At 62.2% G+C, this 14092-nt stretch carries 12 protein-coding genes and 1 tRNA gene; all 13 read right to left on the reverse strand.

Annotation, left to right across the window (positions count from 1 at the left end; genetic code table 11):
• Window positions 1-29 precede the first annotated feature (29 nt).
• The 13 genes from rpsO to nuoI all read right to left on the reverse strand — a co-directional run bounded on the left by rpsO (window position 30) and on the right by nuoI (window position 14092).
• The gene (rpsO, locus tag FFY45_RS16390; protein ID WP_006450548.1) at window positions 30-290 is read right to left on the reverse strand and encodes a 30S ribosomal protein S15; all 261 of its coding nucleotides are present in this window, start codon (window positions 288-290) and stop codon (window positions 30-32) included.
• A 156-nt stretch (window positions 291-446) separates the two neighbouring features.
• Window positions 447-1373 (reverse strand): tRNA pseudouridine(55) synthase TruB, encoded by a 927-nt coding sequence (gene truB / locus FFY45_RS16395; RefSeq protein ID WP_176341231.1) that lies wholly within the window; start codon window positions 1371-1373, stop codon window positions 447-449.
• 82 nt (window positions 1374-1455) lie between these two features.
• Window positions 1456-1848, reverse strand: a complete 393-nt coding sequence (gene rbfA / locus FFY45_RS16400; RefSeq protein WP_006450550.1) for a 30S ribosome-binding factor RbfA — start codon at window positions 1846-1848, stop codon at window positions 1456-1458.
• A 173-nt stretch (window positions 1849-2021) separates the two neighbouring features.
• Entirely contained in the window at window positions 2022-4733 is a 2712-nt protein-coding gene (infB, locus tag FFY45_RS16405) for a translation initiation factor IF-2 (RefSeq protein WP_176341232.1), read from the reverse strand.
• Window positions 4734-4828: 95 nt separating this feature from the next.
• Window positions 4829-6340, reverse strand: a complete 1512-nt coding sequence (gene nusA / locus FFY45_RS16410) for a transcription termination factor NusA (protein ID WP_176341233.1) — start codon at window positions 6338-6340, stop codon at window positions 4829-4831.
• Window positions 6341-6344: 4 nt separating this feature from the next.
• Window positions 6345-6935, reverse strand: a complete 591-nt coding sequence (rimP, locus tag FFY45_RS16415) for a ribosome maturation factor RimP (protein ID WP_006450553.1) — start codon at window positions 6933-6935, stop codon at window positions 6345-6347.
• 211 nt (window positions 6936-7146) lie between these two features.
• Window positions 7147-7223: transfer RNA gene (locus FFY45_RS16420), tRNA-Met, on the reverse strand.
• A gap of 203 nt (window positions 7224-7426) precedes the next feature.
• Window positions 7427-8887 carry an NADH-quinone oxidoreductase subunit NuoN gene (gene nuoN / locus FFY45_RS16425; RefSeq protein ID WP_043908815.1) on the reverse strand — a complete coding sequence of 487 codons (1461 nt, stop codon included), beginning with the start codon at window positions 8885-8887 and terminating at the stop codon, window positions 7427-7429.
• A 36-nt stretch (window positions 8888-8923) separates the two neighbouring features.
• On the reverse strand, window positions 8924-10426 hold the full coding sequence (locus FFY45_RS16430; protein ID WP_176341234.1) for an NADH-quinone oxidoreductase subunit M: 1503 nt from the start codon (window positions 10424-10426) through the stop codon (window positions 8924-8926).
• A 20-nt stretch (window positions 10427-10446) separates the two neighbouring features.
• Complete coding sequence (nuoL, locus tag FFY45_RS16435; protein ID WP_176341235.1) at window positions 10447-12627, reverse strand: NADH-quinone oxidoreductase subunit L; 2181 nt, start codon at window positions 12625-12627, stop codon at window positions 10447-10449.
• 7 nt (window positions 12628-12634) lie between these two features.
• Window positions 12635-12940: an NADH-quinone oxidoreductase subunit NuoK gene (gene nuoK / locus FFY45_RS16440; protein WP_006450557.1), complete on the reverse strand. Its 306-nt coding sequence runs from the start codon at window positions 12938-12940 to the stop codon at window positions 12635-12637.
• Window positions 12937-13599 carry an NADH-quinone oxidoreductase subunit J gene (locus tag FFY45_RS16445; protein ID WP_172839317.1) on the reverse strand — a complete coding sequence of 221 codons (663 nt, stop codon included), beginning with the start codon at window positions 13597-13599 and terminating at the stop codon, window positions 12937-12939. Before FFY45_RS16445 ends, nuoK begins: the two co-directional genes overlap by 4 nt.
• Before the next feature lie 4 nt (window positions 13600-13603).
• The gene (gene nuoI / locus FFY45_RS16450; RefSeq protein WP_176341236.1) at window positions 13604-14092 is read right to left on the reverse strand and encodes an NADH-quinone oxidoreductase subunit NuoI; all 489 of its coding nucleotides are present in this window, start codon (window positions 14090-14092) and stop codon (window positions 13604-13606) included.

Here is a 14092-nt window from a genome sequence, read left to right on the forward strand (position 1 = left end):
CATCGCTGCACCGCGGTGGTAGGACTCGATTAGCGGCGCAGGCCGAGCTTTTCGATCAGCGACTTGTAACGCTCGCTGTCCTTCTTCTTCAGGTAGTCGAGCAGGCTGCGGCGACGGTTGACCATCTGCAGCAGACCACGACGGCTGTGGTGATCCTTCTTGTGGGTCTTGAAGTGACCGCTCAGCAGCTCGATGCGGGCGGTCAGCAGAGCGACCTGCACTTCCGGGGAGCCGGTGTCCTGGGCGCTGCGCTTGTTGTCTTCAATAACTTTCTGGGTGTCGACGGACATGTGTTTTCTCGATAGATGCGTGGTCGACAGGAACGTGCATGACGCACCGCCGGACTCGCCGTTTGCTTGGGATGAGCGCGCTTGGCGCTGGAGGTGCCCCGAACGGGGCCGCGAAATTGTAACGTCGTGCGAGCCCGGGGACAAGTTGACTAAAACTTAACAAGCCTGGGCTTCGTTCATTCCATTGAACAAGCGCTGAGGCGACAACCGCCCTTCCATGTCCACCAGGCCTAGACCTAAGGGGATTCCGTCCGGTCCGAACACGGCCACCTGGCCATCCGGAAATGCGGCATCGCGCAAGCGCTGACCCATGCGAAAACGGGCCGTGTGTGCCTGGTCCAGGGTAATCCGCGCAAAATCGGCCAATCCGGCCCGAATCGGCAGCAACAATTCCTGCGCATCGGTGCCGGCATCCAGCGCCGCAGACAGCGCTTCCAGCGTGATCATCTGCGGGCTGCGGAACGGCTCGACCCAGAGCCGACGCAACGAGGCGATATGCGCGCCGCAGCCAAGCACCTCGCCCAGATCGCGCGCCAGGCTGCGGATATACGTGCCCGAACCGCAGGTCACGCGCAGCTGCAGGCGTGGCGCTGCATATCCGATCAGTTCGATCGCATGCACATCGACTTCGCGCACCGGTGCCTCGATGACCTCGCCGCGGCGTGCCTTGGCGTATAGCGGCTCGCCGCCCTGCTTGAGGGCCGAGTAGATCGGTGCCTGCTGGGCGATACGGCCGACAAATGGCGCCAGCGCCGCACGCAGGGCGTCTTCGCTCAACTCGGGCACCGCACGCTCACGCAGCGGTTCGCCATCGGCATCGTCGGTATCGGTGGTGACGCCCAGCACGACCTCGGCGTCGTAGGCCTTGGCCGAACCAAGCAACACGCCGGCGATCTTGGTGGCCTCGCCCAGACACAACGGCAACAAGCCGGTGGCCAGCGGATCCAGGCTGCCGGTGTGGCCGCCCTTTTCGGCGCGCAGCAAACGGCGTGCAGACTGCAATGCGGTGTTGGAGCTGACTCCAGCCGGCTTGTCGAGCAACAGGATGCCGTGCAACGGGCGATAGACGATGCGGGGTTTCAAAAGATCAGTGCTCGAATCGGGCGCCATGCGCGCCCGTTGAAATCAGGGCCGCATAGAAAGAGGCGGCCGGCCCAGACAGCGCTCAGCGCTGCTCGGCGTCTTCGTCGCTGGAGGCGGCCTCGGGGCCGATGTCGTCCAGGTCACGCAGCAGATTGTCGATGCGTTCGCCGCGATCGACCGAATCGTCGTAATGAAAGTGCAGCTCGGGCACGTGGCGCAGCTTCATCGCACGCGCCAACTGCGTGCGCAGCTGACCGGCGATTTCCTTGAGCCCCTTGACCGCTTCGACCGAGCGCTCCTGCTGCAGCGCGGTGACGAACACCTTGGCATGCGCAAGGTCGCGGGTGACTTCGACATCGGACACACTGACCGATGGCAGGCCGTGATCGCGCACGGCCGCGTGCACGATCGTGCCGAGGTCGCGACGCACCTGCGCCGAGACGCGGTCGGTGCGATGGAATGATTTGGTTGGCATGGTCGTGGACCTGGTTGATTCGGAGGGCCAGATGGCACCGAAGCCAAAAACGAACGTGGGCGGCCATGCCGCCCTCGCCTTGCAAAACGTGCTGTCCAAAAATCGGGCGTTACCGACTCCAGCTTGCCGACTCCGGAGCCCGCAGGCCCCGGTAGCCATGACAGCCGCAGCCGTTACAGCGTACGCGCGACTTCGATACGCTCGAAGCACTCGATCTGATCGCCGGCCTTGACGTCGTTGTAGGCCTTCACGCCGATACCGCACTCGGTACCGTTGCGCACTTCCTCGACGTTTTCCTTGAAGCGACGCAGCGATTCCAACTCGCCTTCGAACACCACGACGCTGTCGCGGAGCACGCGGATCGGCTTGCTGCGCTTCACAATGCCTTCGATGATCATGCAGCCTGCAACCGCACCAAACTTCGAGCTGCGGAACACGTCGCGGACCTGTGCGATACCGATGATCTCTTCGCGGATTTCCACGCCGAGCAGACCGGAGGCGACCTGCTTCACCTGATCGATCACGTCATAGATGATCGAGAAGTAACGCAGATCCACACCATTGGATTCGACGATCTTGCGTGCCGATGCATCCGCACGCACGTTGAAGCCGATCATCGTCGCCTTGGAAGCGGCGGCCGAATTCGCATCGGACTCGGTGATGCCGCCGACGCCGGAGTGGATCACGTTGATGCGGATGTCGTCGTTGGACAACGCCACCAGCGACTGCTTGAGCGCTTCCACAGAACCCTGCACGTCGGCCTTGATCACCAGGTTCAACACCTGCTGACCTTCGCCCTTGCCCATCTGAGCCAGGATGTCTTCCATGCGGTTGGTTGCCGAGGCCACCAGACGCGACTCGCGACGCTTGGTTTCGCGCTGCTGCGCCACATCCTTGGCCAGACGCTCATCGTCGACGACCACGAAGTCGTCGCCGGCTTCCGGCACGCCGGACAAGCCGAGCACCTGCACCGGGATCGACGGGCCCGCCGAGGTCGGCTGATGACCGGTCTCGTCGAACAACGCACGCACACGGCCGTACTGGATACCGCAGACCAGGTAATCGCCCTTCTTCAGCGCACCCTGCTGCACCAGCACCGTGGCGACCGGGCCGCGGCCCTTGTCCAGCGACGACTCGATGACGGTACCGCTGGCGCGGCCTTCCGACAGCGCCTTCAGTTCCAGCACTTCGGCCTGCAGCGAGATCGCATCCAGCAGCGTGTCCACACCGGTACCAAGCTTGGCCGACACTTCGATGAACTGGGTGTCGCCGCCGAAGTCTTCGGCCACCACGTTTTCGGCCAGCAATTCGTTCTTGACCCGCAGCGGATCCGCGCCGGCCTTGTCGATCTTGTTCACCGCCACGATCAACGGAACGCCCGCCGCCCTGGCATGCGCCACCGCTTCCTTGGTCTGCGGCATCACGCCGTCATCGGCAGCGACGACCAGCACCACGATATCGGTGATCTTGGCGCCACGTGCACGCATCGAGGTAAACGCGGCATGGCCGGGCGTATCCAGGAAGCTGATGACGCCACGACCGGTTTCGACGTGATACGCACCGATATGCTGGGTGATGCCACCGGCCTCGCCCGAGGCGATCTTGGTGCGACGGATGTAATCCAGCAGCGAGGTCTTGCCGTGATCGACGTGACCCATGATGGTCACCACCGGCGGACGTTGCACGGCATCGCCTTCGGCACCTTCGGCATGCGCCAGCAGCGCATCCTCGAAGTCGGCATTGTCGGCGCGCGTGGCCTTGTGGCCGAGTTCTTCGGTCACCAGCGACGCGGTGTCGTGGTCGATGCTCTGGGTGATGGTCGCCATGACGCCCATCTTGAACAATGCCTTGACCACATCGCCGCCCTTGAGCGCGAGCTTCTGCGCCAGATCGGCCACAGTGATCGTTTCGCCGATCGCCACTTCACGCACCACCGGTGCGGTCGGACGCTCGAACCCGTGCGGGCCGCTGTTGCCCTGGTTGCCGCCCCGCCCGCTGTCGTTGCCACGGCGCGAAGAAGACGAACCCGGACGACCGGTTGGCTTGCTACGCACATTGGAACGACGCGCGCGATCGGCAGCGGACAGATGCAACTGCCCGGCAAAGCGCTTGGTCGCATCGTCGTCTTCGACGCCGGCCACCATGACGTGCGAACCGCGCGTCTTGTGCTTGGCCGCATTATTGCGATCGTCCGGACGTGCCGGCGTGGCCGGACGCGAGGCGGGCGATGCGCCAGCCGGACGGGCCGGACGCGGTGCAGAAGACGGCAACGACGGCGCACGTGCTGCAGGAGCGGAAGACGGCGTAGGCGCGGCGGCAACCGGCGCCGGCGCACTGGCAGCCGCAGCGGCTTCCTCGGCAGCCTTGCGCTCGGCTTCGATACGGTCCTTCGCGGCCTGCTCTTCATCGCGCTTGCGCTGAATCGCTTCGTCGCGCACGCGGTCGCTTTCGGCCAGCGCCTGCTGCTCGTCGAGGTTGCGCTGACGCGATGCGGCCAGCTTGGCCAGGATGTCAGCGCGCTCTTCGTCCGGCGTCATCGGCGCGGCACGGCCGCTGCCTTCATTTTCGGACTTCACGTAGGTGCGCTTCTGCCGCACTTCCACGTTGACCGTGGTCTTGGTGCGGCCGGCGCTGACCGTGACTTCCTGCAGCTTGCGCCGATTGAGCGTGATCTTCTTGGCTGCTTCGGTTGCCGCTTCGGCAGGCGTCTCGGCCTTGCCATGCGTGCGACGCAAGAAGCCAAGCAGTTTCATCTTCTCGGTGCTGGTCACGACCTGGTCGGGACCGCTGAACTTCATTCCGGCCTCGGCCAGTTGAACCAGCAGTTTATCGACCGGCGTATTGACCAGTTCGGCAAGCTTGCGGATGGTGGTTTGCTGCGACATTCGGATCCTATGATCTGGTTGGCGCCCCCTCGCCCAGAGCAAGGGAAGCGCTGATTCTAAGCCCTGATGGGGTCAGGGCGCGGTTCATTGCCGGCTCATTCGCCGCGCTCCAAACGGGCGATCTCCTCGGCGCGGGCCGCCAGGATCAGCGCCGCGGCGCGCTCCTGGGTCAAGCTCTCGATGCCGAAGTCGACGATCTCGTCCGCTGCCAGGTCGGACAAGTCCTCGCTGGTGCGCACGCCGTGCTCGGCCAGAGCAAAGGCCGTTTCCTCGTCCATCCCCTCCAGCGCCAGCAGGTCCTCGGTGGGCTGAGTTCCTTCCAGGCCTTCTTCCTCGGCCAGCGCGGCGTTGAGCAGCGCATCGCGGGCACGGGCACGCAACTCTTCGACGATGTCTTCGTCGAAGCCTTCCACCGCCAGCAACTCGCCGACCGGCACGTAGGCGATTTCTTCGACCGTATTGAAACCTTCGGTCACCAGAATCGCTGCGATTTCTTCGTCCACTTCCAGGCGATCCATGAACAACTGGCGCGCGGAGGTCTGTTCGGCTTCGGACTTGGCGGCCACCTGGTCGGCGGTCATCACGTTGAGCTGCCAACCGGTCAGGCGGCTGGCCAGACGTACGTTCTGGCCGCCCTTGCCGATCGCCTGGGCCAGGCGATCTTCCGCCACAGCCAGGTCCATCGAATGCTTGTCTTCATCGACGATGATCGACTGCACTTCGGCCGGCGCCATCGCATTGATGACGAAGTTGGCCGGATTCTCGTTCCACAACACGATGTCCACGCGCTCGCCATTGAGCTCGTTGGACACCGCCTGCACGCGCGAACCGCGCATACCGATGCACGCGCCGATCGGATCGGTGCGGGTGTCGTGCGCGATCACCGCGATCTTGGCGCGGTCGCCCGGATCGCGGGCGCAGGCCTTGATCTCGACCAGGCCCTGGCCCACTTCCGGCACTTCGAGCTTGAACAGCTCGATCATGAATTCCGGCGCAGCGCGGCTGATGAACAGCTGCGGGCCACGTGGTTCGGAGCGCACTTCGGCCAGATAACCGCGCACGCGGTCGCCCGGACGCAGCACATCGCGCGGGATGCCCTTGTCCTTCGGAATGAAGGCTTCGGCATTGCCGCCCAGATCGACAAAGATATTGCCGCGCTCGGCACGCTTGACCACACCGGTGATCAACTCGCCGACGCGATCCTTCCATGCGTCCACAACCTGCTGACGCTCGGCTTCGCGCACACGCTGCACGATCACCTGCTTGGCGGCCTGCGCGGCGATACGGCCGAAATCCGGGTTTTCGATCTGTTCTTCGATGTAGTCGCCCACATCCACGCCGTCGGCTTCGTCGATGGCATCCATCAGACGCACCTGGCGATCCGGCGACTCCATCACCACATCGTCGGCAACCACCTCCCAACGACGGTAGGTTTCGTAGTTACCGTCCTTGTGATCGATGGTCACGCGCGCCAGCACGTCCTGGTCGGGATAGCGCTTCTTCGCTGCGGAAGCCAACGCGGCCTCGATCGCATCGAAGATCACTTCGCGCGGCACGCCCTTTTCATTGGCCACCGCATCCACTACCAGCAAAAGTTCCTTGCTCATTTAGTCACTCCGCGCGCGGCTTGCCAGCCGCCGACTCGTTGGATGGTTTCTTCTTCTCGTGCCCGGGTTTTTTCGGGCCGGGCTTATTCGGTTTTTGCGGCGCCAGGCCCAAAGCGACCCAATCCGGCAGGATGCGCGCCTTGTCGATGTTGTCGAAGCCGATCTGCACGTCCTTGCCGTCGATGGCAAACACCACGGCGTCGGCCTCCGCCTCGATCCGCAGGATCTTGCCCTGAAAGCGGCGCCGACCATCCTGCGCCAGCTTCAGCACGATCTTTGCGGACTCGCCGACATGACGTGCGAACTGTTCGAGCGTAAACAAGGGACGGTCCACACCCGGCGAAGACACTTCAAGCGTGTAGTTACCGGTGATTGGATCTTCGACGTCGAGCTGGGCGGAGACTTCGCGGCTCACGCGCTCGCAGTCATCGACGTTGATCACACGCTCGGGCTGTTCGGCCAGCGGCACATCGATATACAGACGCAACGTGGCGCCACCTGGAGCGGGAAGATATTCCACACCCAGCAGTTCCAAGCCCAAGGACTCAACCGTTGGACTCAGCAGATTCGCGATTTCGGTCGCTTTTTCGCTCACAGACTGCCCTGATCAAATGATTGCCAGTAGAACCCCGGCAACCGGCAGCAAACTTTCCGGTTCCGGAAAAAACAAGGGGCCCGATGGGCCCCTTGCGTGAAAAAAGCCCGACCTCTCAGGGTCGGCGCAAAGACGGGAACATGCGTCTTTGCGATCCAAGAACATGAACTGCTGCCCTAAGGCAAACTGCATTAAAGCAGCAATTCAAACTTGGTAGCGGGGGCAGGATTTGAACCTGCGACCTTCGGGTTATGAGCCCGACGAGCTGCCAGACTGCTCCACCCCGCAGCAGAAGCGGAATTATGAAGAACTTGAGCGGCAATTGCAAGCCCTAGTTTTTCATCGATTGAAAACCTTGGAGGTCTTCAACGTCGCGGCAAATGATAACCGCATTGCAACAAAAACGAAACAGCAATCACGACTTTATTTCAGTAACGCGTCAAGGACGCGCCTGACGCACACGCCCATAACGGTATGCAGGCACGTAAGTCTTACGCAAGGCCCGCAAATGCACGCTGGCACCACACCATGATCGGGCTCCAGGCCAGACCGAGTGCCAGCAGTGCGAGTGCGTTGACGCCGAGGACGGTGCCAAGCACACGGTCGTTGTTGGCCGGCAACGGCTCACCGACCGGCTCATCGAAGTACATGACCTTGATGACGCGCAGATAGTAGTACGCACCGATCACCGCGCAGAGCACGCCGACCAACGCCAGCCACAACATATCGCCCTTGACCGCGGCGCCCAACACGGCCAGCTTGGTCCAGAAGCCGAGGAACGGCGGAATACCTGCAAGCGAAGCCATGATGCACAGCACCAGGCCGGCCATCCATGGATTGCGTGCGTTGAGCCCCTTGAAGTCGTCGATGTTCTCGGCTTCAAAGCCATTACGCGACAACGCGATGATGGCGCCGAACGCAGCGGTCGACATGATGGTGTAGCTCACTGCGTAGAACATCGCCGCGGCATAGCCTTCTTCGCCGCCACCGGCCACGCCCATCAGCAGGAAGCCAATATGCGAGACGGTCGAATACGCGAGCATGCGTTTGAGATTGGTCTGCGCAATCGCCATCAGGTTGCCGATCACCAGCGACAGTGCCGACAGGCCGCCGATCAACAGATGCCACTGCGGCGACAACGGACCCATGCCGACTTCGAGCAGGCGATAGGCCATACCGAAGGCAGCGAGCTTGGGCGCAGAACTGATGAACAACGCGATCGGTGCGGGCGCACCCTGATACACGTCGGGCAACCACATATGGAACGGGGCAGCACCCAGCTTGAAGGCCACGCCGGCGATCATGAAGATAGTGCCGGTCAGCAGCAGCGTGCGCTCGTTGGAGCCTTCGATCGCGTCATGGATACCCGCCAGGCTCAACGTGCCGGTAGCGCCGTAAACCAGCGACATGCCATACAGCAGCAGACCCGACGCCAGCGAACCAAGCACGAAATACTTCATCGCCGCTTCGGTGGCCAGGCCGTTATCGCGATTGGACGCGACTAGTGCGTACGAGCACAGAGCTAGCAGTTCCAGGCCCAGATACACCATCAGCAGGCTGCCTGCCGAGGCCAGCAGCATCATGCCGGCGGTGGCGAACAGCACCAGCACCGGGATTTCGCCCTGATAGAGATTGCGCTCGCGCAGGTAGGTCCAGCCGTAAACCAGGCTCAACCCGCTGACCAGCACGATTACCGTCTTCATGACGTCGGCGGCGGTGTCGCGGACGAACATGCCGTGGAAGGCTTCGCCCTGCCCGCCCGTTCCGGTCGCCAGCAACGCGAACACCACGGCCAGCACGGCCACGGAGAACAGGTGGGTCCAGACCTTGTGCCGCTGGCTCATAAACAGATCGAGCATCAACAGAGCAAAGGCGCCGCCGATCAGCACCAGCTCCGGTGCGAGCGGAGCCAGGTCAGCGGTGGTCAACGGCGCGAGCGTTGGCGTGGTCATCATCAAATCCTGAAAATCGGTACGTACGGCAAGCAGTTACAGCTTGGTCGCGGCAATCTGGGTAGCCAGCTTGGCGATCGATGGTTCCATCAGATCGGTCAGCGGCTTCGGATACAGGCCCAGGGCCAGCACGCCAGCGGCGAACACCCCCAGCACGAATGCCTCACGGCCATTGATGTCCTTCAACTCGGCCACGTGTGCGTTGGCCACTTCACCGAAGAACACGCGCTTGTAGAGCCACAAGGTGTAAGCCGCAGTGATCACCAACGTGGTGGCAGCGCCGAAGGCGATCAACGGGTGCTTCTGAAAGCTGGCCAGGATCACCATGAACTCGCCAACGAAACCGCTGGTACCTGGCAGGCCAGCATTGGCCATGAAGAACAGCATGGCGAAGGTGGCAAACCACGGCATCACGTTGACCACGCCGCCGTAATCGGCGATGCGGCGGGTATGCATGCGGTCGTACAACACGCCGATGCAGGAGAACATCGCACCGGAGACGAAGCCGTGCGAGATCATCTGCACCATTGCGCCCTGCAGGCCCAGGCGTGCGGCGTCGGTGCTGCCGTAGTCGCGCACCAGGGTGAAGGCGATAAAGGTGCCGAGAGTGACGAAGCCCATGTGCGCGATGGACGAATACGCCACCAACTTCTTCATGTCGTCCTGCACCAACGCCACCAGGCCGACGTAGATCACCGCGATCAGCGACAGCGTGATCACCAACCAGGCGAACTCATGGCTGGCGTCCGGCACGATCGGCAGGTTGAAGCGCAGGAAGCCGTAGCCACCGATCTTCAGCGCGATCGCGGCCAGGATCACCGAACCGGCGGTCGGGGCCTCGACGTGCGCGTCGGGCAGCCAGGTATGCACCGGGAACATCGGCACCTTGACCGCGAAGGCGATCAGGAACGCGAAGAAGATCCAGGTCTGCTCCTTGGCGGTCAGCTGCAGCGCGTACAGGTCGGCGAGCTGGAAGCTGCCGCCCTTCAGATACAGATAGACCAGGCCCACCAGCATCAGCACCGAGCCGAGGAAGGTGTACAGGAAGAACTTCATCGCCGCATAGATACGCCGCGGGCCGCCCCAAACACCGATGATCAGGAACATCGGAATCAACATGGCTTCGAAGAAGACGTAGAACAGCATCGCGTCGGTGGCGGCGAAGATGCCCAGCGTGACGCCTTCCAGGATCAGGAAGGCGGCAACGTACTGATTGACGCGCTTGTCGATCGAGCGCCAGGCGCCGATCAGGGCCAGCACCGTCACCAGTGTGGTCAGCACGATCAACGCGACCGCGATGCCGTCCACGCCCAGGTTGTAGCCGATGTTGTAGGCCGGGATCCAGGCATGCAGTTCGACGAATTGCATGGCGTCATTGGCCGTGTCGTAGCCCAGCAGCGGCAGACTCAGCACAAAGGTCGCCACCGCCACCGCCAGCGATGCCCAGCGGGCAGTCTCGGCGTTGCGCAACGCAAGGATCAGGGCGCCACCGATAATCGGCAGCCAGATCAAGATAGACAGTAAAGGCCAGTTCGACACGTTTTCTTATTCCGTACAGGTCAACGCCAGAAATGCATCAGTACCGCCAACAAGGCGATCAAACCGATGATCATTGCGAAGGCGTAGTGATAGAGGAAACCGGATTGCGTGCGACGCAGCAGATTTGCAGCCAGGTCGATCAGTCGGGCAGAACCATTGACGACAACACCGTCGACCACATGGGTATCGATGGCACGTGACGCCTTGCCAAGGACCACGCCGCCACCGGCGAAGCCATTGATCCACAGCTTGTCGAAGCCGTATTTGTTTTCCAGCAGCCACACGACCGGCGCGAACGCCTTGCGCGACTTGGTGGCCAGCTCCGGCTTCCAGAGATAGAACAGCGCGGCCAGCAACAGACCGGCAACGGTCAGGAAGAACGGCGCAGCCATCATGCCGTGCAGCGCGAAGGCCACCGGACCATGGAACTCTTCGGCCAGTGCACCGACGGTGTCGCGTGCCGGATCGTAGAAATCGACGATGCCGGTGAAGAACGAGACCGCCTGCCCCTTGATGGCATGCGCCGCGTGGTGACCTTGCCAATCGGTGCCGAACAACATGGGGCCGATCGTGAAGAAGCCGATCGCCACCGAAGGGATCGCCAGCAGGATCAGCGGCAGCGTCACCACCCACTTGGATTCGTGCGGCTCATGGGCACCGTGATGGCCATGACCGTGGTCATCGTGGCTATGCGTATCGTGTGCATGGGCGTCGTGCGCATGACTATCGTGCGCGTGGACCTGCGCCTCGGCATCGGTGTGTGCGCTGTCGTGGTGTGCATGGGCATCATGCGCATGCGCATGCGCGTCGCGGAAGCGCTCCTTGCCGTGGAAGGTCAGGAACAGCAGGCGGAAGCTGTAGAAGCTGGTCACCAGCACGCCGCCGAGCACCGCCCAGTAGCCATAGGTCGCGATCCAGCTATGCGACTCGTGGGCATGATGCGCAGCTGCCTCGATGATGGTGTCCTTCGAGTAAAAGCCGGAGAAGAACGGCGTCCCGACCAGTGCCAGCGTACCGATCACGCTGGTCCAGTAGGTCACCTTCATGTACTTGCGCAGGCCGCCCATCTTGCGCATGTCCTGCTCGTGGTGCATGCCGATGATGACCGAGCCGGCTGCCAGGAACAGCAGCGCCTTGAAGAAAGCATGCGTCATCAGATGGAACACGGCCGCCGAGTAGGCAGACACGCCCAGCGCCACGGTCATGTAGCCGAGCTGGGACAGCGTGGAATACGCAACCACGCGCTTGATGTCGTTCTGCACGATGCCGATCAGGCCGGTGAAGAAGGCCGTGGTCGCACCGATGAACAGGATGAAGTTGAGTGCGGTTTCCGACAGCTCGAACAGCGGCGACATGCGCGCGACCATGAAGATGCCGGCGGTCACCATCGTCGCGGCGTGGATCAGTGCCGAAATCGGCGTCGGTCCTTCCATCGAGTCCGGCAGCCACACATGCAGCGGCACCTGCGCCGACTTGCCCATCGCACCGATGAACAGGCAGATGCAGATCAGCGTCATCACGCTCCACTCGTGGCCTGCGAACAGCTGCACCTTGGCACCGGCCATGGTGGTCGCGTTGGCGAACACGGTGGAGTAGTCCAGCGAACCGAACCACAGCAGCACACCGGCAATGCCGAGAATGAAGCCGAAGTCGCCGACGCGATTGACCAGGAACGCCTTCATGTTGGCGAACACCGCAGTCGGGCGCTTGAACCAGAAGCCGATCAGCAGATACGACACCAGGCCCACCGCTTCCCAGCCGAAGAACAGCTGCAGGAAGTTGTTGCTCATCACCAGCGTCAGCATGGAGAAGGTGAACAACGAGATGTAGCTGAAGAAGCGCTGGTAACCCGGATCTTCTTCCATGTAGCCGATGGTGTAGATGTGCACCAGCAGCGACACGAAGGTCACCACCACCATCATCATCGCGGTCAGGCGATCGACCATGAAGCCGACATGCGCCGAGTAGTTACCGACGTCGAAGAAGGTGTACAGGTTCTGGTTGAACGGACTGGCGCCCTGCTCCACCAGTTGGTACAGCGTCAGGCACGACAGCACGCAGCTGACCGCCACGCCCAGAATGGTGACGTATTGCGCGCCCTTGCGCCCTACCTGGCGACCGAACAGGCCGGCGATGATGCTGCCGACCAGCGGTGCAAGCACCACTGCGATCAACAGACTCTTGGAGAGAGTGATTTCCATCTACAGGTCAGCCCTTCAACGTATCGACTTCGGCCACATTGATCGTGCGGCGCGTGCGGAACAGAGTCACCAGAATCGCAAGGCCGATCGCAGCCTCCGCAGCGGCAACGGTCAGGATGAAGAACACGAACAACTGACCTGCGGGGTCGCCGAGCTCGCGCGAGAACGCAATGAAGTTGACGTTGACCGACAACAGCATCAACTCGATCGACATCAGCAACACGATGACGTTCTTGCGGTTGAGGAAGATGCCGGCCAGCGAGATGCAGAACAGCACCGCGCCCAGTCCAAGCAGGTGGCCCAAGGTAATCAAGACTTCGCCTCCTGTCCGTCGGCCGCATCGAGCTTCGGCGCGACCTGTACCGGCTTTTCAACCGCCATTTTGACCATGCGCAGGCGATCACCCGCCTTCACCCGCGATTGATCACCCGCGTTCTGCAGCTTGATGCCGGTGCGCTTGCGCAAGGTCAGCATCACGGCGGCCACCACCGCCACGGTCAGGATCACCGCGGCAAATTCGAACGGCAGCAGGAACTCGGTGTACAGGCTCTTGGCCAACCAGGTCAGGTTCGACACGTCGGCCGCCTGCGCGGCAGCGTTGTCTGCCGGGAACGGCGTGGCGCTACGTGCCTTGACGCCGATCAGGGTGACCATCTGCGCAAACATGGCGACCGCCACGATGACGCCGACCGGCATGTACTTGACCCAACCCTCGCGCAGGCGGCTGGTGTCGATGTCCAGCATCATCACCACGAACAGGAACAGCACCATCACCGCGCCGACGTAGACCAGCACCAGCGTCACGCCAAGGAACTCGGCGCCGACCAGCAACCAGATGCACGCCATCGAGAAGAAGGTGAGGATCAGGCACAACACGGCGTACACCGGATTGCGCACGCTGATCACCGCACCCGCAGAGACGACCGCGACGGCGGAGAACGCGTAGAAAGCAATTTTGACCCAGTCCATCATGACCTCAACGGAAGGCGGCATCGGCAGCGCGACGCTCGGCGATCTCGGCTTCGAACCGGTCTCCGATCGCCAGCAGCTGCGGCTTGTTAAGAATATTTTCGCCGCGCTTCTCGAAGTGATACTCGAGAAGGTGCGTCTCGACGATCGAATCCACCGGGCAGCTTTCTTCGCAGAAGCCACAGAAGATGCACTTGAACAGATCGATGTCGTAGCGGGTGGTACGACGCGAACCGTCCTCGCGCTTGGCCGAGTCGATGGTGATCGCCAGTGCCGGGCACACCGCTTCGCACAGCTTGCAGGCGATGCAACGCTCTTCGCCGTTGGGATAACGGCGCAGCGCATGCACGCCACGGAAGCGCGGCGACTGCGGGAACTTCTCCATCGGATACAGCACGGTGTACTTGGGCTTGAACGTGTATTTAAACGTCAGCCACAAACCTCCGAGCAGTTCGAGCAGCAGCAAGCTTTTGAAGTAATGGGTGATCTTGTTCAT

It is taken from the genome of Xanthomonas hortorum, from assembly GCF_011305375.1.
Classification (GTDB): domain Bacteria; phylum Pseudomonadota; class Gammaproteobacteria; order Xanthomonadales; family Xanthomonadaceae; genus Xanthomonas; species Xanthomonas hortorum_E.

Bases quoted from the DNA above. Each gene is read 5' to 3' on its own strand.
- nuoL (WP_176341235.1), bottom strand. From the start codon at position 12,627: ATGGAAATCACTCTCTCCAAGAGTCTGTTGATCGCAGTGGTGCTTGCA.
- infB (WP_176341232.1), bottom strand. From the start codon at position 4,733: ATGTCGCAGCAAACCACCATCCGCAAGCTTGCCGAACTGGTCAATACG.
- nuoN (WP_043908815.1), bottom strand. From the start codon at position 8,887: ATGACCACGCCAACGCTCGCGCCGTTGACCACCGCTGACCTGGCTCCG.
- rbfA (WP_006450550.1), bottom strand. From the start codon at position 1,848: ATGCCAACCAAATCATTCCATCGCACCGACCGCGTCTCGGCGCAGGTG.
- rpsO (WP_006450548.1), bottom strand. From the start codon at position 290: ATGTCCGTCGACACCCAGAAAGTTATTGAAGACAACAAGCGCAGCGCC.
- FFY45_RS16445 (WP_172839317.1), bottom strand. From the start codon at position 13,599: ATGATGGACTGGGTCAAAATTGCTTTCTACGCGTTCTCCGCCGTCGCG.
- nuoI (WP_176341236.1), bottom strand. From the start codon at position 14,092: ATGAACAAGATCACCCATTACTTCAAAAGCTTGCTGCTGCTCGAACTG.
- nusA (WP_176341233.1), bottom strand. From the start codon at position 6,340: ATGAGCAAGGAACTTTTGCTGGTAGTGGATGCGGTGGCCAATGAAAAG.